The organism is Streptomyces sp. M92, from assembly GCF_028473745.1.
GTDB lineage: Bacteria > Actinomycetota > Actinomycetes > Streptomycetales > Streptomycetaceae > Streptomyces.
The window spans coordinates 6,775,061-6,796,639 of record NZ_CP101137.1; the positions used below are offsets into that span (position 1 = coordinate 6,775,061).

General features: G+C 73.6%; 24 protein-coding genes and 1 pseudogene. 10 read left to right on the forward strand and 15 right to left on the reverse strand.

The annotated features are described in order from the left end of the window. The first annotated feature begins 51 nt into the window (after positions 1–51). Positions 52–1,626, forward strand: coding sequence for an apolipoprotein N-acyltransferase (lnt, locus tag M6G08_RS31265; protein ID WP_272590495.1), 1,575 nt, complete (start codon positions 52–54; stop codon positions 1,624–1,626). On the opposite strand, the gene M6G08_RS31270 is transcribed toward lnt, so the two are convergent. Further along, entirely contained in the window at positions 1,550–2,455 is a 906-nt protein-coding gene (locus M6G08_RS31270; RefSeq protein ID WP_272590496.1) for a Gfo/Idh/MocA family protein, read from the reverse strand. The two genes, lnt and M6G08_RS31270, sit on opposite strands and share 77 nt — an antisense overlap. 13 nt (positions 2,456–2,468) lie before the next feature. Then, positions 2,469–3,650: an FAD-dependent monooxygenase gene (locus tag M6G08_RS31275; protein WP_272590498.1), complete on the reverse strand. Its 1,182-nt coding sequence runs from the start codon at positions 3,648–3,650 to the stop codon at positions 2,469–2,471. Positions 3,651–3,749: 99 nt separating this feature from the next. On the opposite strand from M6G08_RS31275, the gene M6G08_RS31280 reads away from it, so the two are divergent. From M6G08_RS31280 to M6G08_RS31290, 3 genes are all read left to right on the forward strand, one after another. Beyond that, positions 3,750–4,358, forward strand: coding sequence for a TetR/AcrR family transcriptional regulator (locus M6G08_RS31280; protein ID WP_272590499.1), 609 nt, complete (start codon positions 3,750–3,752; stop codon positions 4,356–4,358). A gap of 43 nt (positions 4,359–4,401) precedes the next feature. Further along, positions 4,402–4,914, forward strand: coding sequence for a DinB family protein (locus tag M6G08_RS31285; protein ID WP_272590500.1), 513 nt, complete (start codon positions 4,402–4,404; stop codon positions 4,912–4,914). Positions 4,915–5,026: 112 nt separating this feature from the next. Further along, entirely contained in the window at positions 5,027–5,533 is a 507-nt protein-coding gene (locus M6G08_RS31290) for a hypothetical protein (protein ID WP_336299022.1), read from the forward strand. A gap of 34 nt (positions 5,534–5,567) precedes the next feature. Here M6G08_RS31290 and M6G08_RS31295 read toward each other — a convergent pair whose 3' ends face one another. The 5 genes from M6G08_RS31295 to fabG form a co-directional block, all read right to left on the reverse strand. Beyond that, a complete protein-coding gene (locus M6G08_RS31295) occupies positions 5,568–6,155 on the reverse strand; it encodes a hypothetical protein (RefSeq protein ID WP_272590501.1) in 588 nt (195 codons plus the stop codon). A gap of 88 nt (positions 6,156–6,243) precedes the next feature. Continuing rightward, entirely contained in the window at positions 6,244–6,927 is a 684-nt protein-coding gene (ung, locus tag M6G08_RS31300; protein WP_272590502.1) for a uracil-DNA glycosylase, read from the reverse strand. Between the two features lie 94 nt (positions 6,928–7,021). Further along, positions 7,022–8,608 (reverse strand): ABC transporter substrate-binding protein, encoded by a 1,587-nt coding sequence (locus tag M6G08_RS31305; RefSeq protein ID WP_272590503.1) that lies wholly within the window; start codon positions 8,606–8,608, stop codon positions 7,022–7,024. Between the two features lie 207 nt (positions 8,609–8,815). Further along, positions 8,816–9,577, reverse strand: coding sequence for an SDR family oxidoreductase (locus M6G08_RS31310; RefSeq protein ID WP_272590504.1), 762 nt, complete (start codon positions 9,575–9,577; stop codon positions 8,816–8,818). A gap of 43 nt (positions 9,578–9,620) precedes the next feature. Continuing rightward, positions 9,621–10,382, reverse strand: coding sequence for a 3-oxoacyl-ACP reductase FabG (gene fabG / locus M6G08_RS31315; protein WP_073731428.1), 762 nt, complete (start codon positions 10,380–10,382; stop codon positions 9,621–9,623). 271 nt (positions 10,383–10,653) lie between these two features. Here fabG and M6G08_RS31320 point away from each other — a divergent pair, with 271 nt between their 5' ends. Next, the gene (locus M6G08_RS31320) at positions 10,654–11,487 is read left to right on the forward strand and encodes a hypothetical protein (RefSeq protein WP_272590505.1); all 834 of its coding nucleotides are present in this window, start codon (positions 10,654–10,656) and stop codon (positions 11,485–11,487) included. 23 nt (positions 11,488–11,510) lie between these two features. Here the strand turns inward: M6G08_RS31320 and M6G08_RS31325 are convergent, their stop codons facing one another. The 3 genes and pseudogenes from M6G08_RS31325 to M6G08_RS36170 all read right to left on the reverse strand — a co-directional run. Further along, on the reverse strand, positions 11,511–11,894 hold the full coding sequence (locus tag M6G08_RS31325) for a DUF3037 domain-containing protein (protein WP_272590506.1): 384 nt from the start codon (positions 11,892–11,894) through the stop codon (positions 11,511–11,513). Continuing rightward, positions 11,891–12,652: a HipA family kinase gene (locus M6G08_RS31330; protein WP_272590507.1), complete on the reverse strand. Its 762-nt coding sequence runs from the start codon at positions 12,650–12,652 to the stop codon at positions 11,891–11,893. Before M6G08_RS31330 ends, M6G08_RS31325 begins: the two co-directional genes overlap by 4 nt. 147 nt (positions 12,653–12,799) lie before the next feature. Beyond that, positions 12,800–13,192 (reverse strand): annotated as a pseudogene (locus tag M6G08_RS36170) (SDR family oxidoreductase); the annotation flags it as partial. A gap of 89 nt (positions 13,193–13,281) precedes the next feature. Between M6G08_RS36170 and M6G08_RS31335 the strand changes: the two are divergent. From M6G08_RS31335 to M6G08_RS31345, 3 genes are all read left to right on the forward strand, one after another. Continuing rightward, a complete protein-coding gene (locus tag M6G08_RS31335; protein WP_272590509.1) occupies positions 13,282–13,434 on the forward strand; it encodes a hypothetical protein in 153 nt (50 codons plus the stop codon). A 147-nt stretch (positions 13,435–13,581) separates the two neighbouring features. Further along, positions 13,582–14,049, forward strand: coding sequence for a Rieske (2Fe-2S) protein (locus M6G08_RS31340; RefSeq protein WP_272590510.1), 468 nt, complete (start codon positions 13,582–13,584; stop codon positions 14,047–14,049). Further along, positions 14,046–14,513, forward strand: a complete 468-nt coding sequence (locus M6G08_RS31345; protein WP_272590511.1) for a pyridoxamine 5'-phosphate oxidase family protein — start codon at positions 14,046–14,048, stop codon at positions 14,511–14,513. Before M6G08_RS31340 ends, M6G08_RS31345 begins: the two co-directional genes overlap by 4 nt. Positions 14,514–14,530: 17 nt before the next feature. On the opposite strand, the gene M6G08_RS31350 is transcribed toward M6G08_RS31345, so the two are convergent. Then, positions 14,531–15,433 carry a LysR family transcriptional regulator gene (locus M6G08_RS31350; RefSeq protein ID WP_272590512.1) on the reverse strand — a complete coding sequence of 301 codons (903 nt, stop codon included), beginning with the start codon at positions 15,431–15,433 and terminating at the stop codon, positions 14,531–14,533. A 74-nt stretch (positions 15,434–15,507) separates the two neighbouring features. Here M6G08_RS31350 and M6G08_RS31355 point away from each other — a divergent pair, with 74 nt between their 5' ends. Next, the gene (locus M6G08_RS31355; protein ID WP_272590513.1) at positions 15,508–16,509 is read left to right on the forward strand and encodes a DMT family transporter; all 1,002 of its coding nucleotides are present in this window, start codon (positions 15,508–15,510) and stop codon (positions 16,507–16,509) included. Positions 16,510–16,589: 80 nt separating this feature from the next. Here the strand turns inward: M6G08_RS31355 and M6G08_RS31360 are convergent, their stop codons facing one another. Beyond that, the gene (locus tag M6G08_RS31360; RefSeq protein WP_272590514.1) at positions 16,590–17,927 is read right to left on the reverse strand and encodes an aminotransferase class I/II-fold pyridoxal phosphate-dependent enzyme; all 1,338 of its coding nucleotides are present in this window, start codon (positions 17,925–17,927) and stop codon (positions 16,590–16,592) included. Between the two features lie 35 nt (positions 17,928–17,962). Here M6G08_RS31360 and M6G08_RS31365 point away from each other — a divergent pair, with 35 nt between their 5' ends. Next, a complete protein-coding gene (locus M6G08_RS31365) occupies positions 17,963–18,664 on the forward strand; it encodes a pyridoxamine 5'-phosphate oxidase family protein (protein WP_272590515.1) in 702 nt (233 codons plus the stop codon). A 39-nt stretch (positions 18,665–18,703) separates the two neighbouring features. On the opposite strand, the gene M6G08_RS31370 is transcribed toward M6G08_RS31365, so the two are convergent. The 3 genes from M6G08_RS31370 to M6G08_RS31380 all read right to left on the reverse strand — a co-directional run bounded on the left by M6G08_RS31370 (position 18,704) and on the right by M6G08_RS31380 (position 21,428). Beyond that, positions 18,704–19,648, reverse strand: a complete 945-nt coding sequence (locus M6G08_RS31370; RefSeq protein WP_272590516.1) for a DMT family transporter — start codon at positions 19,646–19,648, stop codon at positions 18,704–18,706. A gap of 186 nt (positions 19,649–19,834) precedes the next feature. After that, positions 19,835–20,839 (reverse strand): EamA family transporter, encoded by a 1,005-nt coding sequence (locus tag M6G08_RS31375; RefSeq protein WP_272590517.1) that lies wholly within the window; start codon positions 20,837–20,839, stop codon positions 19,835–19,837. A 46-nt stretch (positions 20,840–20,885) separates the two neighbouring features. Further along, the gene (locus M6G08_RS31380; RefSeq protein ID WP_272590518.1) at positions 20,886–21,428 is read right to left on the reverse strand and encodes a Clp protease N-terminal domain-containing protein; all 543 of its coding nucleotides are present in this window, start codon (positions 21,426–21,428) and stop codon (positions 20,886–20,888) included. Positions 21,429–21,579: the final 151 nt, after the last annotated feature.

A 21,579-nucleotide genomic window follows, 5' to 3' on the forward strand; every position in this document is an offset into this window, starting at 1 on the left:
CGCCCTCGTCGAGAGCGCACACTGAAGGGACCAAGGGGTAGGGAGGCGCCCATGAGGATCCTCGGTCACTGGCTCGCCTCCCCGTGGCGCCGTTCGGCCACCGCCGTACTCGCCGGCGCGCTGCCCGTGCTCGCCTTTCCGGGCCCGGCCCTGTGGTGGTGGGCCTGGATCGCCCTGGTGCCCTGGCTGCTGCTGGCCCGCGGCGCGCCGCGCGGGAAGCGCGCCGTGTACGACGGCTGGTGCGGCGGCTTCGGCTTCATGCTGGCCATGCACCACTGGCTGCTGCCCAACCTGCACGTGTTCACGTTCGTCGTCGCGGCGCTGCTCGGAGCGCTGTGGGCGCCCTGGGGCTGGCTGGTGCGCCGGATGCTGGGCGGGGCGCCCTCGGCCGGTCGGGTGGCGGCGGCGCTCGTGGTACTGCCGTCGGGCTGGCTGGCGGTGGAGCTGGTCCGCTCCTGGGAGGGGCTCGGCGGCCCCTGGGGCGTGCTCGGCGCGAGTCAGTGGCAGGTGGCGCCGGCGCTGCGCCTCGCCTCGGTGGGCGGGGTGTGGCTGCTGAGCTTCCTGGTGGTGGCCGTCAACGTCGCCGTGGCGGTGCTCGTCGCCGTCCGCCGGGCCCGGGTGCCCGCTCTCGCGGGGCTCCTGGCCACCGCCGCGGCGACCTCCGCCGCCTGGGTCTGGTCCCCGCGCCCCGATGGCGGTGAGCGGGTGGCGATCGGGGTGGTGCAGCCGGGCGTCGTCGCCGGGGCGGACAGCGCCGACCGGCGTTTCGACCGCGAGGAGGAGCTGACCCGAGGGCTCGCCGGCCGGGACCTCGATCTGATCGTCTGGGGCGAGAGCAGTGTCGGCTTCGACCTGGACGACCGGCCCGATCTGGCCCGGCGGCTCGCGGCGCTGTCGGGGGAGACCGGCGCTGACATCCTGGTCAACGTGGACGCGCGGCGCTCGGACAAGCCGGGCATCTACAAGAGTTCGGTGCTCGTCGGTCCCGACGGCCCGACCGGCGACCGGTACGACAAGATGCGGCTCGTTCCCTTCGGGGAGTACGTCCCGGCGCGTTCGCTGCTGGGCTGGGCGACGTCGGTGGGCGAGGCGGCGGGCGAGGACCGGCGGCGGGGCAGTGAGCAGGTGGTGATGGACGTCGGGGACGGGCTGCGCGTCGGGCCGATGGTGTGCTTCGAGAGCGCGTTCCCCGACATGAGCCGCCGGCTCGCCGCCGACGGTGCCGAGGTCCTGCTCGCCCAGTCGTCCACGTCGACCTTCCAGCACACCTGGGCGCCGGAGCAGCACGCCTCGCTCGCCGCGCTGCGCGCCGCCGAGACCGGCCGGCCGATGGTGCACTCGACGCTGACCGGCGTCTCGGCCGTCTACGACGCGAACGGCGCGCGGATCGGTTCGTGGCTCGGTACGGACGCGAGCGAGTCGCGGGTGTACGAGGTCCCGGTGACGCACGGGACGACGCCGTACGTCCGCTTCGGCGACTGGACGCTGCACGCGTCCCTGCTGATCCTCGCGGCGTGGGGCGTCGGCGAGGGCGTACGGGCGGTGCGGCTCAGGCGGAACGCTCGTGCACCGCGCGTACCACCCGCTCACACAGCTCATGGGTCTCCAGCGCGTCCCGGGCACTGAGCACCTTGCCGGCGCGCACCGCGTCCAGGAAGGCGAGCACCGCCTGTTCGATGCCGCGCTGCCGGGCCACCGGGACCCAGTCGCCGCGCCGCCGCACGGTCGGCTGGCCCTTGTGGTCGATCACCTCGGCGAGGTTGACCACCTGGCGTTTGGTGTCCTGACCGGAGACCTCGAGGATCTCCTCCGCCGAGCCGCTGAGCCGGTTCATGACGCCGAGGGCGGTGAAACCGTCGCCGGCGAGCTGGAGCACGACGTGGTGGAGCAGGCCGTCCTGGACGCGGGCGCGCACGGTGACGTCGTCGACCGGGCCCGGCACCAGGAAGCGGAGCGTGTCGACGACGTGGATGAAGTCGTCGAGGACCATCGTGCGGGGGTCCTCGGGCAGGCCCGTGCGGTTCTTCTGCATGATGATCAGCTCGCGCGGGTGCTCGGCGCACTGCGCGTAGCCGGGGGCGTGGCGCCGGTTGAAGCCGACGGCGAGGCTGGTGCCGCGCTCCTCGGCGAGGGTCACCAGGCGCTCGGAGTCGGCGAGTTCGTAGGCGAGCGGCTTGTCGACGTAGGTCGGGACGCCGGCTTCGAGCAGCCGGGTCACGATCTCGGGGTGGACGGCGGTCGGCGCGTGCACGAAGGCGGCGTCGAGGCCCGCGGCCAGGAGCGCGTCGAGGTCGGCGTGGAGCCGCTCCGGCGCAAGGCGCAGCTTCTCCCCGATCCGGGTGAGCGTGGCGGGGGTGCGGGTCTGCAGGTGCAGTTCCACCCCGGGCAGGACGGCGAGCACCGGCAGATAGGCCTTCTGCGCGATGTCGCCGAGTCCGATGACGCCGACCTTCACGGGGTGTGCTCCTCTAACGCTCGCCTGCCTGGGTCTGCCGGGAAGCATACGGGGACCGCGGGGGCCGCCAGTCGGCGATGCCGTCGAAGCTCCGCAGGAAGAGGGCGGGGCCGGCCTTGGACAGCGCGGCGATCGCGGCGTCGCGCACGGCGGTGCCGGCCCGGTTGGTCATCAGGTTGAGGCGGGCGACCTTCACGGCCTGCCGGGCGATGGCGGTGGTACGGGGCAGACGCGCGGCCGTGTAGGCGGCCAGGTCGTCACAGTGGTGGGCGAGCACGATCGCGTCCTCGATCGCCTGGTTGCCGCCCTGTCCGAGGGTGGGCGGCATGGCGTGCGCGGCGTCGCCGACGAGGGCGACCCTGCCGCCGTGGTAGGCGGGCAGCGGCTCCACTACGTGGTGCACGTCGTGGCGCAGGACGTCCTCGGGGCGGGCGGCGGCGAGGACGGCGGGGATCGGGTCGTGCCAGTCGCCGTACCGGTGGAGCAGCTCGGCCCTCTCGTCGGACGCGTGCCCGCCCGGCGGAGCGACGGCGGCGGCGTAGGCGTAGACCCGGCCGTCCTTGAGCGGGTGCGTGCCCCAGATGCGGCCCCGGCCCCAGGTCTCGTGCGAGGCGAAGTCGGCGCCGGGGACGGGGATCACCACCCGCCAGGTGGTGAAGCCGGAGTAGACGGGCCCCGGGTGGCGCGGGAACAGCGTGCCGCGTACGCCGGAGCGGATGCCGTCGGCCGCGACGACCAGATCGGCCTCCAGCTCGCCGTGCGGGGTGCGCACGCGGGCCGGCCGGTCGCGGTCGCCGGGGTCGGCGAGCCGCGTGTCGGCGGCGGTGCGGACGGCGTCCGCCGGCAGCAGCGCGGCCAGGCGGTCGATGAGCGTGGCCCGGTGCAGCAGCACCAGCGGACCGCCGAAGCGTGCCGCGGCGGCCTCGGCGTTCGAGCGGGAGAGCCAGCGTCCGCCCGGTGTGCGCAGTCCCCCGTCGCCCTGCCAGGCGGCGAGGTCGCGGATCTCGTCCCCGAGCCCGATGACGTCCAGGGCGCGCAGCGCGTTGGGCGACAGGGAGATCGCCGCGCCGATCGGCTGGAGCGAGGCGGCCCGCTCCAGGACGGTGACGCGCAGGCCGCGCTGGTGCAGGGCCGCCGCCGCGGTCAGCCCGCCGATCCCGCCGCCGATCACGACGGCCCGTTTCACGCCTGGCATGACTCTGTCCCCTCGTCGGCACATCCCGTTCACTACAGATGTAGTGAACGCTTGGTTCGACTGTACTACAGCCGTAGTGAAGAAGGTAGGTTGGCTTTCATGCCCGCACGCACCGCATCCCCCGCGCCCCCCACGGGCGCCTCCCGCGCCGACCTCGTCGCCGACGCCGCTCTCGCCCTGCTCGCCGAGCGCGGCATGCGCGGACTCACCCACCGCGCGGTCGACGAGGCGGCCGCGCTCCCCCAGGGCTCCACCTCCAACGTCGCCAGGACCCGGCAGGCACTCCTGGAACTGGCGGTGCGCCGCCTGGCCGACCGGGAGGCGCGGGTGCTGGCGCTGCACGAGATGCCGGACCCGCGGTCCGGGCTCGACGCCCTGGTGGACGCGCTGGCACTGGCCACGCACCGCGCGCTGACCCGGAACCGCGCGCTGACCCTGGCCCGCTACGAACTGGCCCTGGAGGCCACGCGCCGCCCGGAACTGCGGGCCCACTTCGACGCGGCGGGCGCCCGGTTCCGGGACCAACTGGGCGCGCTCGTCACCGCCATGGGCTCGGCCCACCCCGCCCGGCACGTGCTGTCACTGGTCGCCTGGGCGGACGGGCTGATGTTCAGTTGCGTGGCCGGGTCCTTCCACGCCGAGGTTCCGGACCCGGCGGAGGTGCGGGCCGGGCTGCGCGAGCTGCTGGACGGGCTGCTGGGCGAATGAAACCCGATGGTGGGCGGGGCACCGGGTGAGCGAGGATGGCGCCATGACGACCGAGCGCCGCGAGCCCGCCCCCGAATCCGACGAACGCACCATGCTGGAGGGCTGGCTGGAGTACCACCGGCAGACCCTCGCGTGGAAGTGCGAGGGCCTCACCGACGCCCAGCTCAGGACCGCCGCCGCCGAGCCCTCCACGCTGTCCCTGCTGGGGCTGGTGCGGCACATGGCCGAGGTGGAGCGCAGCTGGTACCGCAGGGTGCTGGCCGACGAGGACGCCGAGCCCATCTACTACACGGACGCGGACCCAGACGGCGAATTCCGGGTGACCGGGTCGGACACCTTCGCGGACGCCCACGCCACCTGGCAGGCCGAGATCGAGGCGGCCCGGCGCAACGCGGCCGGCGTCCCCCTCGACGCGCCGACCCGGGGCAAGCACCGGCGCACCGGTGAGCGCTACACCCTGCGCTGGATCCACACCCACATGATCGAGGAGTACGCCCGCCACAACGGGCACGCCGACCTGCTCCGCGAACGCATCGACGGTGCCACGGGCGACTGACGTCACCCCGGGCGGCGCACGGGCCTCCGTACGGGGCCGGAGATCACCCGTGCGGGGCAACCTCCGCCTGTCCGCCGTCGCGGCAGGGGCCCGGCCCGCCAGAGTGGCGCGGGTGCATCGAACGACGACCACCGCAGCTCTCCTGGTGACCGTGGCCGCGGCGCTGACCGGCTGTACGACGGTCCAGGGCCCGACCGCGGCCGACCCGTCGGCACCCGGCGCCCGCTCGTCCGCGCCGCGTCCGGACGGCCCCGCCGAACCACGGGTCGTGCAGGCGCCGGCCCGCGAGGCACTGGAGATGATCGGCCCTTCCCGGACCCCGGACCAACCGGCCGACGAGCCGCGCCGCACGGCACCCCCGGCGGACCCGCCGGAAGACGAGCCGCCGGCCGCCCGGGCCCGCCCGGAGCGACAGCCGCCCCCGGCCCGCCCCGAGGCACCGGAGCGGACCCGAGCCCCCGAGCGCCCCCGTGCCGTGGTCCCCGGCCTCCCGCGGTCGCCCGGGGGCGACACCGGCACCGGCGAGAACGCGGACATCTGCTCGCTGGGCAAGAAGTACGGCGGCTGGCGTCCGGGCAGCCCCGAGGCGGTCATCTGCGACCGGACGTACGGCCGTTGAGGCCGGGGCGGGCGAACCTGCGTCTGCGGCCGGACTACGGCCACTGACGCGGCGGCCCCCACCACCCGTCGGGACGGTCGGGCCCGTCCGCGGGCGGCCCGGCGCCGCCCGGCGGTCCGGCGTCGGCCGGCGGTCCGGCGTCGGCCAGGCGCCGGGCCAGCCGGTCGATCGCCGCGCGCACACGGTCGCCGTAACGGTCGAAGGAGAGTGCGCCGGCGGCCGTGCGGGCGCGCCGCAGGTGCAGCCTGGCGGCCTCGCGGTGGCCGAGGCGGTCGTAGTCGGCGGCCAGGTTCAGATGCAGCGAGGGGTAGAGGGCCCGCGCGGCGAGCTCGCCGTCCTCGCCCCCGTCCCGGTCGGCCGGCCCGGCGTCCGCCAGTTCCTCGGCGGCCGACAGGGCCCGCAGGTCCCAGGCCAGTTCGTCACCCGGGTCGTCCTGGGTGTCGGCCAGGTAATGGGCGAGGGTGCAGCGGTGCAGCGGGTCGCCGTGCTCGCCGATCTCCGCCCACAGACTCAGGAACCGGAGCCGGGCCTCCTCGCGGTCTCCCGCGTGGTGCAGCATGGCGACCTGTCCGATCCGCGTCAGGACGGCGTCCGGCGCCGCCTGCTCCTGTCCCTTGGCCACCGCGTCCTCCGTGCCCGTCGTCGGCTGTCCCCGACGACGCTAACGGCACATACCGGCGATCCCGGTCAGGCGGCCCGCAACGCGCGAGTCAGCCCAGATTCGGGACGGTCCAGTCGATCGCCTCGTGGCCCTGCGCCGCGACCGCCTCGTTGATCTGCGTGAACGGGCGGGAGCCGAAGAACTTCTTCGCCGACAGCGGCGAGGGGTGCGCGCCCTTGACCACCGTGTGCCGCGCCTCGTCGATCAGCGGCAGCTTCTTCTGCGCGTAGTTGCCCCACAGGACGAACACCGCCGGGTCGGGCCGGTTCGCCACCGCGCGGATCACCGCGTCGGTGAACAGCTCCCAGCCCCGGGCCTTGTGCGAGTTCGCCTCGCCGGCCCGGACCGTGAGCACCGCGTTGAGCAGCAGGACGCCCTGCTCCGCCCACGGCATCAGATAGCCGTTGTCCGGGATCGGGGTGCCCAGCTCCGCGTGCATCTCCTTGTAGATGTTGCGCAGGGACGGCGGGACCTTGACGCCCGGCCGGACCGAGAAGCACAGCCCGTGCCCCTGGCCCTCGCCGTGGTACGGGTCCTGCCCGAGGACCAGCACCTTCACCCGGTCGTACGGTGTGGCCTCCAGCGCGGCGAAGACCTCCTCGCGCGGTGGGTAGACGGGGCCGTTCGCCCGCTCTTCCTCGACGAACTCCATCAGCTCCTTGAAGTAGGGCTCCTGCAGTTCGCCGCCCAGCACCTCGCGCCAGGACTCGGGCAGCATGGCGATGTCGGTCACGTCAACTTCCTTACGCTGTGCGGTCGCTTCCAGTCCTGAAGAACCTACCGGCGACCACTGACAACCGACGCACCCACCGGGAGAACGGCAGCGCCTACCAGCTGGTCTTGCGGTACAGCTGCCACATCATCATGATCGTCGACGGGTCCATGGCCCGCTCCGCACCCGAGATGTCGGTGCTGGTGGCCACGTACTGCTTGCCCTGCCACAGCGGCAGCAGCCGCACGTCGTCCACGAGGATCTGCTGCGCGCGCTCGAAGTCCTTCTCCACGTTGGCCCGGTCGCTCTGCCGGCGTGAGCGCGGCAGCAGCTCACCGGTGATCTCCGGGGCCGGGTAGGGCGTCCCGAGCGCGTTCTGCTCACCGACGAAGGGCGCGATGAAGTTCTCCGCGTCCGGGAAGTCGGGCGACCAGCCGCGTCCGAACACCGGGTACTCGCCCTTCTGGTATCCGGTGACGTACGTCTTCCAGGGGCGGCTTTCCAGCGTGATGTCGAACAGGCCCGAGGCGTCGAGCTGCCGCTTGATCTCCTTGAACTCCAGCTCCGTCTCGGAGCCGTAGCGGTCGCTCGTGTACCAGAGGGTGAGCGGGACGGGCTCGGTGATGCCGGCGTCGGTGAGGATCTCGCCGGCCTTGTCGACGCTGGGGTCGCCGTAGTCGTCGAAGAAGCCCGTGGTGTGGCCGGTCAGGCCCTTGGGGACCATCGAGTACAGCGGATCGACGGTGTCCTGGTAGATCTTGTGGGCGATCGCGTTCCGGTCGATCACCTGGGCGACGGCCTGGCGCACTTCCTTCCGGCCCGCCCACGGGTCCTCGGGGTTGAAGACGAGGTAGCGGATCTCCGTGCCGCTGCCCTCGACCAGCTGGAGGCCCTCGTCCTTGCTGGTCCTGCCCTGCAGCGTGATGACGTCGTCGGCCGCGAGACCCCGGTAGGTGACGTGGATGTCCCCGTCGCGCAGGGCCTTCACCATGCCGGCGGAGTCGTCGAAGTAGCGGATGGTGACCGCGTCGTTGTGGCGGTCGGCGAAGCCCTTGTAGCGGTCGTTGCGGACCAGTTCGGCCCGCTCCCCCTCCTCGTACGACTGGAGCGTGTACGGGCCCGAGCCGATGATCCCGCCGTCCTCGCGCAGGGCGTCCGCCGGGTAGCCGCCCGGTTCGACGATCGACATGGCGGGTGTGGCGAGCACGAAGGGGAAGGTGGCGTCGGGCTTGCCGAGGTGGAAGACCACCTCCCGCTCGCTCGGCGCCTGGACCCGCTCCAGGGTGCCCAGCAGTCCGGCGGGGCCGCCGTTGACGTCGATGTCCTTGATCCGGTCGATCGAGTGCTTGACCGCCTGGGCGTCCACCGGCTCCCCGTTGGAGAAGGTGAGGCCCTCGCGCAGCTCGCAGCGGTACACCTGGTTCGTGGAGTCGGTGAACGCGCAGTTCTCGGCGGCGTCGGGCTCGGGCGCGGTCGCACCGTTGGGGTAGCTGAGGAGCGTCTGGTAGACGTTGCGGAACAGCTCCCAGGAGCCGTCCCACGAGGCGGCCGGGTCGAGGGTGCTGGGGGCGCTGGTCGTGCCCACCACGATCGGCCCCTCGTCCTGCGAACTGTCGGACGACAGGATGCCGCACCCGGTGACCAGCGTCGATATGGACACGATGGCCGCGATCCGCCGCAGGCCTCGCTTCCGGTTGAACACGCGCACGCTCCTCGATCCGCCGTACCAAGGTCGGCAGACCATACCGCAGCCCCACGCCACCTGAACCCCCTTCTGAACAGGGGTTTTGATCATTTGACGATGACTACGTTGTCATGACCCCCCGGTCTCGAAACGCGGACACGGGCGCCGTCGTCGACGACGGCGCCCGTGTCCGGACGTGTCCCGGCGGGCGGGAGGTGGGCGAGATCAGGCCACGCCGGCGTTGAGGAAGATGCCGCCGTCGACCACGAGCGTCTGGCCGGTGACCCAGGCGGACTGCTCCGAGGTGAGGAAGGCGGTGGCACCGCCGATGTCGGAGGGCACGCCGAGCCGGCCCAGCGGGTAGCCCGCCGCGGCCTCCTCCTCGCGGCCCTCGTACAGGGCGGCGGCGAACTTGGTCTTGACGACCGCCGGGGCGATCGCGTTGACCCGCACCCCCGGCGCGAACTCGTGCGCCAGCTGTGCCGTGAGGTTGATCAGCGCGGCCTTGCTGACGCCGTAGGCGGCGATGAAGGGCGAGGGCGACAGGCCCGCGACGGAGGCGATGTTGACGATCGCGCCGCCGTTCTCCTTCTGCCAGGCGTGCCAGGTGCGCTGGGCGAAGCCGAGCGCCGAGATCACGTTGGTCTCGAAGACCTTGCGCGCGACGTTCAGGTCGAGGTCGGCGATCGGCCCGAAGACCGGGTTGGTGCCGGCGTTGTTGACCAGGAAGTCGACGCGGCCGAAGGCCTCCATCGTGCGCTCGACGGCGACGGCCTGGTGAGCCTCGTCGTGCGCCTTGCCGGCGACGCCGATGACCCGGTCGGCGCCGAGCTTGTCGACGGCCTCCTTCAGCGTGTCCTCGTTGCGGCCGGTGATGCAGACGCGGTCGCCGCGTGCGACGAGCGCCTCGGCGACGCCGTAGCCGATGCCGCGGCTGGCGCCGGTGACGAGCGCGACCTTCCCGGAGAGGGCGGGGAGTTCAGTCATGTCAGTGGTCCCTAATCCCGGTGTTCCCTGGTCTCCGCGTGCCCTAGTCGAGCGGTCCGCCGGCGACGTACAGCACCTGGCCGGAGACGAATCCGGCCGCCTCACCGGTGAAGAAGGCGATGGCGTTGGCGATGTCGTCGGGCTCGCCGACGCGGGCGACCGGGATCTGGGTGGCGGCGGCGGCCTTGAAGTCGTCGAAGCCCATGCCGACGCGGTCGGCGGTGGCCTTGGTCATCTCGGTGGCGATGAAGCCGGGGGCGACGGCGTTGGCGGTGACGCCGAACTTGCCGAGCTCCTTGGCGAGGGTCTTGGTGAAGCCCTGCAGACCGGCCTTGGCGGCGGAGTAGTTGACCTGGCCGCGGTTGCCGAGGGCGGAGGACGAGGACAGGTTGACGATGCGGCCGAAGCCGGCGTCCACCATGTGCTTCTGGCAGGCCTTCGACATCAGGAAGGCGCCGCGCAGGTGCACGTTCATGACGGTGTCCCAGTCGGAGACGCTCATCTTGAACAGCAGGTTGTCGCGCAGCACGCCCGCGTTGTTGACGAGGATGGTCGGCGCGCCCAGTTCCTCGGCGATCCGGGCGACGGCCGCCTCGACCTGCGCCTCGTCGGAGACGTCGCAGCCGATCGCGACGGCCTTGCCGCCGGCCGCGGTGATCTTCTCGACGGTGTCCTTGCAGGCGGCCTCGTCGAGGTCGATGACGGCGACGGCGCGGCCTTCGGCGGCCAGTCGTACGGCCGTGGCGGCACCGATGCCGCGCGCGGCTCCGGTAACGACGGCGACCCGCTGCTCAGTGGTGGACATTGCTGCTTCTCCTCGTCCTGGGGATGCGGCCCGTGCGGGATTCCGCGGCCCCACCTTGGGTGAGCGACCGCTTAGTACCTTCCGCAGACGTGACGCTAGAAGCCCTGGCACCCGGTGTCAACGGGACACCGGCGCGGTGTGATCCATTCCCCGGCGGCCGAACGCGGGACCAGTGGCCGCGCTCGCCCGATCGGACCAGCGCTGCGGGCCGCCGCGTCGCCGCGCGCCTAGCGTCGGAGCGGAGCCATTCGTGGCCGGAAAGGAGGCGTCCATGCGCCGTCGTACCGGTGCCGCAGGCATAGCCGTCGCGATCGCCGCGATCGTGCCGCTGGCCGAACCCGCACACGCCCAGGACCCGGATCCCTGGACCCTCACCCACCAGAAGGCGGTCCGGACCGCCTCCGACAACGACCCGGGCGGCACCGACCTGTGGTCGCCCGACGCACTCTCGCCGGACGCGCTCTCGCCCGACGCACTCTCGCCCGACGCGCTCTCGCCCGACGCGCTCGCCGACGGACCGCCGAGCGACGGAGGGACCGGCGAAGCCGGAGCCGGCACGGGCCGACCCGGCGACGGCGGTCTCGAGGAATACCGCCCCGACGAGACGGGGCTGGAGGAGTACCGCCCGGACCAGGGCGGGAACGGTGAGGGCGGATTCGGCCAGGACAGCGCCGAAGAGGGCTGGACCGGCCAGACCGGCACCGGTCACACGGGCATCGAACAGGCCGGGTTCGGCCAGGTGGGCAACGACCAGGCCGGGACCGGCCAGGGCCGGACCGACCAGGCCGGGGCCGGTGCCGCCCGGGAGGCGGGCGGCGGCGCGGCCGGTGGGGCGCTGCCGCGCAGGGACGCGCCCCCGACCATCTCCGCGACCTCCAAGCCTCGTCCCACCCCCACCACCCCGGCCCCCACGTCCGCACCGACCACGGCCGTGCCGGGTCCCGCGAGCTCGCCTGCCGTCACCCCGACGCTCGGTACCCAGGGCGGACTGGGCGGAGCCTCGGGCACGGGCCCCAGCGGCAGGGACATCGGCATCGGCCTGACCGGCGTGGCGAGCGTGGCGATCGCCGCCGCCCTCGTCCTCCGGCGCCGCCGTCACGTCTGACCGTCCCCCGGCAGGCGGGCCGCCTACCGCACCAGCAGTCCGAGGAGCCGTTCCGTCTCGGCCGCCGGATCGCCGGTGAGGCCGGTGTGGACGGGGCCGGGCTGGACGATCGTGGAACGGGGCGCGATCAGCCAGCGGAAACGGCGCCCCGGGTCGTCGCCGGCCGCCTGCCCCGCCGCGTCCCCGCCGGCGCAGACGCCCTCGACGGCCCGGAGCGCGGCGCGGACGCCGGGCAGGTCCACGTGCGGGTCCAGGGCCAGCAGCCGGTTCTCGTCGAGGTGGGTGCGGACACCGACGTAGGACCTGGCCCGGCAGTACACGAGCACTCCGGCGTTGACGCACTCCCCGCGCTCGACGCGGGGGACGACCCGCAGCAGCGCGTACTCGTAGACGTGGCGGTCGCTCACCGGTCCCCCTCGGTCCTGATGCGCTCGTGGATGGTCGCGGCCCGCTCGATCAGGGGTCGTGCGTAGGCGCGGCGCAGGTCGTCGGCGGTCGCGAAACCGGGTTCGTCCAGCAGCCAGACGTCCGGGATCCCAGCTGTGACCTCGGCGAGGAGTTCCTCGGTGACCAGAGGGGCGAGCGCGTCGGCGGCCGAGCGGACGTCCGGGGCGAAGCGGGCGAGGGCGTGGTCCGAGGCGTCGTAGGGCCGGGCGGCGGAGGCCTCGGCGCCGGGCCAGTTGTGGTGCCAGATCATGGTCGCGCCGTGGTCGACCAGCCAGACCTCGCCCTGCCACCGCAGCAGGTTGGGGTTGCGCCAGGACCGGTCGACGTTGTTCACCAGCGCGTCGAACCACACGATCCGCCCGGCCTCCTCGGCGCCGACCTCGAAGGCGAGCGGGTCGAAGCCGAGGGCACCGGAGAGGAAGTCCATGCCGAGGTTGGTGCCGCCGCTCGACTTGAGCAGTTCCTGTACCTGCTGGTCGGGTTCGCCGAGCCCGAGCACGGGGTCGAGGCCGACCGTCACCAGCCGCGGCACCCGGAAGCCCAGTTTGCGGGCGAGTTCCCCGCAGACCACCTCGGCGACGAGCGTCTTGCGCCCCTGCCCGGCGCCGGTGAACTTCAGGACGTACGTCCCGAGGTCGTCGGCCTCGACCAGTCCCGGGAGCGAGCCGCCCTCACGCAGGGGCGTGATGTAGCGGGTGGCGGTGACGTGTCTCAGCATTTCCGGAGCCAACCTGTCCCTTTGGACGCGCTTTCCATGGCCGTCCGCCTGCGCTTCCGGCTTCTGGCATGAAGTGTGCATAGTAACCGGGTGCGATCTCCGCCGCGGAGCACGGCCGGTGTCCCGCGAGCTGCCGACCATGACCGTCCGCCCCGCCATGTACCGCGCGTCGTCGCCCACGAAGAAGCCCACAATGGGAACGACGTCCCGGTCGAGGCCGCCGGAGCGGCCCAGCGGCACCGAAGCGGCGGACCGGGCTTGCCGCTCGGAACCGGCCCCGGCCCATGCGGCGACGCCTGCGGTCAGGGCCGTCGCACAGACCACGTTGACCCGGATGTCGTGCTGGGCCCAGTCGCTGGCGGCGACCCGGCGCAGACCACGGATCACCTCCTTCGCCGCGGAGTACGAGGCCTGGTTCGGCCGGCCGTTCAGACCGGCGCCGGAGTCGAAGGGGCGCCCCCGCGGTGAACACTGGTGGAGCGGATCCGGAGGAAGGGACAACGGCACGGACGACGGAGCAGAAGGAGGCGACCGGCACATGAGGCGCGCGCACGTTCCGGCCCATCCCGCTCGGCCTGGAACGGCCGGCGGCGGACCGGGCCATCAGCCGGGCGGGAGCCGCCCGGCTGATGGAGTCGGCGGGCTGGAGCGCCGAACGGACCCAGCGGTTCCGCACGCAGACGGTCGAGCTCAACCACGGCATCGAGCAGCTCGGGGGGCGTGCGTGGGACCGTTTCGGCGGGACGGACGCCCGGCCGCCGGACACCGGCACGACGCGGTGACGGACGGGCCGACAGCGAAACGACAGCCGTGTTTTACGCCCGTCCGACCGCCGGCGCGACAGCATCTCGGCACGGTCTGAACAGCATGTGCCCCGGGGCCGTACCTCTCGGCAGATCATCACGCGTCCACCCGGAAGGAAACCCAGCATGACCAGCGCACCGTTCCACCCCGCAGGACCGGCCCGTCGTACCGTCGTGGCGGCGGCCGGAGCGGCGGGGCTCGCCGTCGCGCTGACCGCGTGCTCGGGCTCCGGCGACGACGCGTCGGACGACAGCGGCGCCGCCGCGCCGCCCGCCTCCGAGGGCGCGGGCGGCGAGGACGCCGGAGCCGCGCTCGCGGCCACCGCGGACATCCCCGAGGGCGGCGGCAAGGTCTTCGCCGACCAGAAGGTGGTGGTGACACAGCCGACGGCGGGCGAGTTCAAGGCGTTCTCCGCCACCTGCACGCACCAGGGGTGCGCCGTGAAGAGCGTGTCCGACGGCGTCATCAACTGCCCCTGCCACAACAGCAACTTCTCGATCACCGACGGCAGTGTGCAGGGCGGCCCGGCGCCCAAACCGCTGCCGGCCGTGCAGATCACGGTGAGTGGGGACTCGATCCGGCTGGCCGGATGACCGTCCCCCAGCGCCGGGGCCGGAAGATCATGATGACGCCCGGCGAACTGGACGCCTTCCTCACCACCCAGCGCACCTGCCGCGTGGCCACGGTGTCGGCCGACGGCGCCCCGCACGTGAGCACGCTCTGGTTCGTCTGGGACGGCTCCTCCATGTGGCTGTACTCGGTGGTGCGCAGCCGGCGCTGGGTCGATCTGCGGCGCGACCCCAGGGCGGCGATCGTGGTCGACACCGGCGAGGAGTACGACGAGTTGCGGGGCGCGGAGCTGTCCGGCCGGGTGGAGTTCGTGGGCGAGGCGCCGCGCACGGGCGAGCTGTGCGCCGAACTCGACTTCCCGGAGACGCTGTTCGCCCGCAAGAACTTCCGTCTGGAGGAGATGCCGCACGACGGCCGTCACGCCTGGCTGCGGCTGACGCCCGAGAAGGTCGTCTCCTGGGACTTCCGCAAGCTGGCGTCCCGGTAGGCGCCCGGCGGGGCCCGTCAGCCGAGCCGTCCCGCCGCCGCCCGCAGCGCCTGGACCGCCGCCCGGATCGACGGGCGGCGGTCGGCGTCCGCGCGCCAGACCACGTACACGTGCCGGCGCACTCGCTGCCTGAGCGGCACGGTGAGGACGCCGTCCGGCATGGGATGACGGCCGAGCAGCGGAGCGATGCACACGCCGAGCCCCGCGGCGACCAGGCCGAGCTGGGTGTGGGTCTCGGCGGCGCGGTGGCCGATGATCGGCTCGATGCCCTTCGAGCGCAGCGTGAACATCAGCCACTCGTGGCAGAACTCGCCCTCCCCCCACGTGATCCACTCGTCTTCGGCGAACTCGGCGAGGTCCACCTCCGCCCGGTCCGCGAGCCGGTGGCCGGAGGGCAGGGCCACGTCGGCCGGGTCGTCCAGGAGCGGCGCCTTGACCAGGCCGTCGGGCAGCGGCATCGGCTTGTTGTACCAGTCGAGCACGACGGCCAGGTCCAGGTCGCCGCGCACCACGCCGCTGACGCCGCGCTCCGGCTCCAGCTCACAGGAGCGGATGCGCAGCGCGGCGTGCTCGGCGCGCAGGGCGGCCAGGGCGGCGGGGAAGAGCCCGCGGGCGGCCGTCGGGAACGCCGCGATCCGCAGCTCGCCCGCCACCTGCCCGCGCTGCGCCTCCAGGTCGGCCTGGGCCAGCTCCACCTGGGAGAGGATGCGGGCCGCGTGCTCGGCGAGCAGCCGGCCCGCGTCCGTGAGCCGTACGCCGCGCCCGTTCTTGGCGAGCAGCCGCTGTCCGGCCTCGCGCTCCAGCTTGGCCATCTGCTGGGATACGGCGGAGGTGGTGATGTGCAGACCGGCGGCGGCACCGCTGACCGATCCGTGCCGGGCCAGGGCGTCTAGGGTGCGCAGGCGCTCCAGGTTCAACATGTAAGTAATGCTACGAGATATCGGGTGCGAAATCTCGGTTGTGCTACGAGGATGTCTGTCCCATCGTTGACCGCATGAGCAGCGGCGCTACTTCCTCCCCCGCGGTCCGGCGCGTCTTCGACTGGCGACTGCGCTTCGGGCTCCTTTCCCTCGTGTGGGGTTTCAGCTTCCTCTTCATGAAGGTGGGGACCGAGGCTTTCGCCCCGTTCCAGGTCACGCTGGGGCGGCTGGCGTCCGGTGCCGCGGTGGTGGCCGTGGCGATGGCGGTGAAGCGGGAGCGGCTGCCGCGCGGGGTGCGGACCTGGGTGCATCTGGCGGTCGCCGGCTTCCTGCTGAACGCGCTGCCGTTCTCCCTGTTCGCCTTCTCGGAACTCACCATTCCGTCGTCCCTGGCGGGCATCTGCAACGCGACCTCGCCGCTGTGGGGCATGGCCCTGTCGCTGGTCGCCCTGTCGGAGGACCGGCCGACCCGGCGCCGGGTGGCGGGCCTCGGCATCGGCTTCCTCGGCGTCCTGACGGTGCTGGGGGTCTGGCAGGGCTTCCACGGCCTCGACGTCACGGGCACCGCGCTGGCACTGCTGGCCTCACTCAGCTATCCGGTCGGCTGGATCTACGTCCGCCGCACGCTGGCCGGCTCCAGCCACTCCCACCTCTCGCTGACCGGCGCCCAGCTGGGCCTGGCCACATTGCAACTGGCCATCGTGACACCCCTGTTCACCTCGATGCCCACCAGCTTCCCGGTCGTGCCGCTGCTGGCGGTCGCGGCCCTGGGCACCCTCGGCACCGGGCTCGCCTTCCTGATCCAGTACGACCTGGTCGCCGAGGTCGGCCCGACGACGGCCCAGATGGTCACGTACTTCACGCCCGTCATCGCCACGGCCGCGGGCGTCGTGCTCCTCGGCGAGTCCCTGTCCTGGTCGACGCCGGTCGGCGCGGTGATCGTCCTGGCGGGCGCCGCCCTGACCCAGGCACGGCCGAGGAAGGCCGCGGACGCCGGTGAACGGCCGACGATGACCGCCGCGACCGGTGAGCGGGGCGGGCGGACGCGGGAACGCCAGCGGGCGTCGGCGACCTGAGCGGCGGAAGGCGGGGCACCGGCGGGCCGCGGACGGCCTCAGCGGCCGCCGGTCCCGGACGGCACGGGCGGCCGCGCGCCTCAGACCTGGCTGCGCAGCCACCCCGGCCCCGGCCCCACGGCCGACGCGACCGCGTCCGCCAGCGGTCCGACGTCCCCCTCCCTCAGGGTGGAGACGGTGATGCGGACTGCGGGCGGCGCGCTCACGCGGAAGCGGGCGCCGGGGGCGACGGCCCAGCCGGCCTGCAACAGCCGGGCGACGGCGCCGGTCTCGTCCGGCACCGGGACCCATACGTTCATGCCGCTGCGCCCGTACGCGGTGATCCCCCGGTCGGCGAGCGCGCCGAGCAGCGCCTGCCTGCGCCGTCCGTACGCCGCCGCCACGGCCGGCGTGTCCACCGAGCCGTCCGCCCACAGCCGGGCCACGGCACGCTGGGTGATGCGACTGACCCAGCCGGGGCCCAGCCGCTGCCGGCCGCGCACCCGGTCCAGCGTGAGGGTGTCCCCGGTGAGCACGGCGAGGCGCAGATCGGGTCCGTAGGCCTTGGCGGCGGAGCGGACGAAGGCCCAGTGGTGCGTCGTACCGGCGAGTGGGTGCAGGGGCAGGTCGACGATGCGGTGGCCGTGGTCGTCCTCGATCAGCAGCGTCCCCGGGTGCCGGCGCAGTACGGCACTCAGGTCCCGCGCGCGTGCGGCGCTCAGCGCGGCGCCCGTGGGGTTCTGCGCGCGGTCCGTGACGATCAGGGCGCGCGCGCCGGCCGCCAGGACGCGGTGCACGTCGCCGGCCAGCGGTCCCTCGTCGTCGACGCCGACGGCGACCGTGCGCAGGCCGAGCGCCGGGACCAGATCGAGGAGACTGCCCCAGCCCGGGTCCTCGACGGCGACGGCGTCGCCCGGCCTGAGGTGGGCCGCCAGGACCCGCTCCATGGCGTCCAGCGATCCGGACGTGACGGCCACGGGCCCGTCCGGCACCCCGTCGGCGTCGAGTTCGGCACGTGCGAGGCGCATCAGGTCCGCCTCCACGGGCGAACTCCCGTACAGCACCGGTTCCCGGTCGCCCTGCTCGGCCGCCGCGGCGAACGCCGGGCCCAGCGCGGGCAGCAGCGCCGGGTCCGGGTTGCCTTCGGAGACGTCCCGCACACCCTGCGGCACATCGACCCGGATGAACTCGCGTCCGGTGGTGGCCGGCTTCGCGCGCACCCTGCTGCCCCGCCGCCCGGCCGTCTCGATGACCCCGCGCTCGCGCAGGGTGCGGTAGGCGGCGGCGACGGTGTTCGGGTTCACACCCAGGCGCTCGGCCAACTCCCGCATCGGCGGCAGTGATTGCCCCGGCTCCAGCTCCCCGGAGGCCACCGCGCGCTCGACACTGGCGGAAATCTCCGCTGCGCCCCGTCCAGTGATCCGATACTCTCCTAGCACAAAGCCAATTATGCACTAGTGCAATGGAGAGCGCCATGCAGGGGTCCACGCGGACGCACACACCGTCGCAGCCCGGTACCGCCTACCCGCCCACCGACCGCACCGTCCCGACCCGCTCCTCCGAGCGGGCCTCCTACGACAAGGAGCTGGTGCACTCGATACTCGACGAGGGCTGCGTCTGCCATCTCGGCTTCGTCCGCGACGGCGCCCCGGTGGTGCTGCCGACGCTCTACGGCCGGGTCGGCGAGCGGCTCTACGTGCACGGTTCGACGGGCTCGCGCCCGCTGCGGATGACGGGCGCGGCCGACCCGGGGCTGCCGGTCTGCCTGACGGTGACGCACGTGGACGCGCTGGTGCTGGCCCGCTCGGCCTTCCACCACTCGATGAACTACCGGTCGGTGGTGGTGCACGGCACCGCGTACGACGTGGCGGACCCGGAGGAGAAGCGCATGGCCCTGGACGCCCTGGTCGACCACGTCGTGCCCGGCCGCTCCCGGGACTCCCGGCCGGCCAACAAGAAGGAGCTGGCCGCCACCGCCGTGATCCGCCTCGACCTGAACGAGGTCTCCGCCAAGCTCCGCACCGGCGGCGTGAACGACGAGCCCGAGGACCTCGCCCTCCCGCACTGGGCCGGCCTCGTCCCGCTGCGCAAGGGCTACGACGCCCCGGTCGCCGACCCCGGCCTGGACCCGGGCACCGGGCTGCCGGACTATCTCGCGCCTTCGGCCGGGCGGTAGGGAGTCCCCTCGGCGGAACTCCCTGCCGAGGCCCCGGCGTCACGCCGGCGCCGGTCGCGTCCTCGCCGCCCGGGTCTCCGCCACCGCGAGCCCCGCCACCGAGCCGAGCATCAGCAGCGTGCCGGCCAGGGTCGCCGCGGTGAGGTGCTCGCCGAGCAGCAGGACGGCGAGCGCCGCCGCGCTGACCGGCTCCAGAAGCATGATCACGGAGACGGTGGCGGACCGGACGACGGCCGCGCCGGCGAAGTAGAGCCCGTAGGCCAGGGCGGTCGGCACGGCCGCGACGTACACCAGGAGCCACACGAGACGGACCGGGTCCGCGGTGTGCGGCACCAGGCCCTCCGCCAGGGCGAGCGGCAGCAGGCACAGGCTGGTCACGGCGAACGCGCCGACGGACGTACTGGCCGCGTCCGCGCCGCCGTCGCGTCCCCACCAGCGCGTGAGCAGGGTCATCACCGAGTACCCGGCCGCGGACAGCAGGGCGAGGAGCACTCCGGACAGCCGCACGGTGGTTCCTCCGCCGCCGAGGACGAGGACCACCAGCCCGGCGAGCGCCCCGGCCACGGCCGCGACTCCGCCGAGGCCCAGGTGTTCCCCGAGAGCGAGACGCGCGCCGAGCGCGATCAGCACCGGGCCGGCGCCGAGCGTGACCACGGTGGCCACCGCGAGGCCGGTGGACTGCACCGCGGCGAAGTAGGCGGTCTGGAACACCGCGAGGCCGACGCCGGTGACGACGGCGCGCAGTGCCTTGCGGGCGAACGGCTCGCGCACGGCGGTGCGCTCGCGGCGGGGACTCAACGGGCGGGCGGCGAGCAGCAGGAGCAGCCCGATCGCGCAGCGCCAGAACGACAGGGTGACCGGCCCCATGTCGCTGGCCCGGTAGACAAGCGAGGCGGCGGCACCAGCGGTGCCCCAGGCGACACCGGCGACGATCAGATAGAGGAGGCCACGCCCGACGGGCAGGCCGGCAACGGCATTCGACACGTTTCTCTCCGCAGACGCGCACGAGGCGCGGGAGTGGTGAGCGGCCCCGGAACGACCGGGGGCGCGGGGACTGCGTCTGCGGGCAGCACCGTCCGGCCCGGCGACAGCGCGCCGGGCTGGTCAAAGGGCCCGCCTCAGGCGGCCGGAGGCGGAAGGACGAGTGTGTCGAAGTGCATGATCCGCACTCTAGGTCGCCGTCCTCCGACCGGACAACTCCCTTTCCGGCCCGCCGCTCGCCACCGGGTCGGCGGAGCCCTTGGCGGGTGTGGACGACTGGGCGATGAAGGCGCCCACCAGGACGACGACGCCGCCGGCGATCTGCGGGGCGGAGAGGTGCTCGCCCAGCAGCACCCAGGCCAGCACGGTGGCGACGACCGCTTCGAGGCAGGCCACGACGCCGGCGACCTGGGGTGACAGCCGGCGCACGGCGACCACACCGGTGACGTACGCGAGGACCGTGGCGATGAACACGATCCAGGCGAGCAGCAGGGCGGCGGCGACGGGGGTGCCGTCCATGGGGGCGGTGTCCCCGAGGACCGACCAGTCCATCGACCAGGGCCGGGCCACCACGGTGAGCACGGCCGCGCCGACGAGCAGCCCGTAGGCGATGACGCCGAGCGGGTCGGGCGCCTCGTCGCCGGCGTCGCTGCCCTGGTCCGACAGGACGAAGTAGCCGACCTGGCAGCAGGCGGCGCCGAGCGCGAGCAGCAGCCCGAGGGCGTCGAAGCGCAGTCCGGACCAGACCTCGACGACGCAGGCGAGGCCGCCGACCGCGAGGACCACGCCGAGCGCCGCGGCCCGCGTCACCGGCCGTCGCTGCACGAACCGCACCCAGCCGAGCACCAGGGCCGGCGCCAGGTACTCGACGAGCAGCGCGACGCCCACGGGGATGCGGGAGATCGCCGCGAAGTAGCAGGCCTGGACCCCGGCCACGGCGAACAGTCCGAAACCGGCGAGCAGCGCCGGACGGCTGCGCAGCAGGGCGCGGTGGCGCACGGCGAGCGGCAGCATCACCACCGCCGCACCGGCCACCCGCAGCCAGACCACGTGGAGCGGGTCGAGACCCGCCTCGATCAGCGGCTTGGCCGCGACCCCGGACCCGCCGAAGGCGACGGCGGACGCGAGCGCCAGACCGAGTCCGGCTCCCTTCCCGCTGCTGCCGCGGGCGCTGTCAGACGTATGCACCGGCACATGATGGCAGGGGACGACATGAGCGTCACCCCCGATGGCACCTGTCTCACCGGCTGGACGTGCCCAGGTGGCCCGCCACCCGGGCGAGCACCGTGCGCGGTTCGACGGCGGCGCGGCCGAGCACCTCGACGGCGCGCGCCTGCGGGTCGGCCACGAGGGCGGCGAGCAGGTCGACGCCGCGGGCCCGGTCCGCCCCGCGCCGGGCGGCACGCGCACGGGCGTCCTCCATGGCGGCGGCGGCCAGCGGCGAGAAGCCGGCGACCCCGCTCACCACGGGTAGGGCGCCGGAGTCCTCCACGGTGCTCTGCCAGCGCAGGCCGTAGCCGATGCTGCGCTGCACGAGGTAGCCGAGCAGCCGGGCGAGCTGCGGACCCTCGCCGATGACGGCACGCGCCTCGGGGTCGTACTCCAGGAGGGAGTGCAGCAGGTGGGCCGTGTCGATCTGCCGGTCGCCGTCCCGCACCGCGCGGCGGCGGGCGCCCGAGACCACCGACGCCAGTTCCGGGCTGAACCGGGCATCGGCGTCGGTACCGTCCGGGGGCCGGACGTCTTGCTCACCGGCCGACTGCCGGGGGATACGGGGTTGCACTCCCCCAGCTCATCAGTCCCGCGGGCGGGGGGCATCCCCGACGGGAAGCATTTCGGCGTCCCACGCAGAGTGGACCCGCCCGGCCGGAATCTCCTCCTTACGGATGAGATCAAGCCGTTTCGCCCTGCCGGGCGCGCGCCGCCTTGCCGAG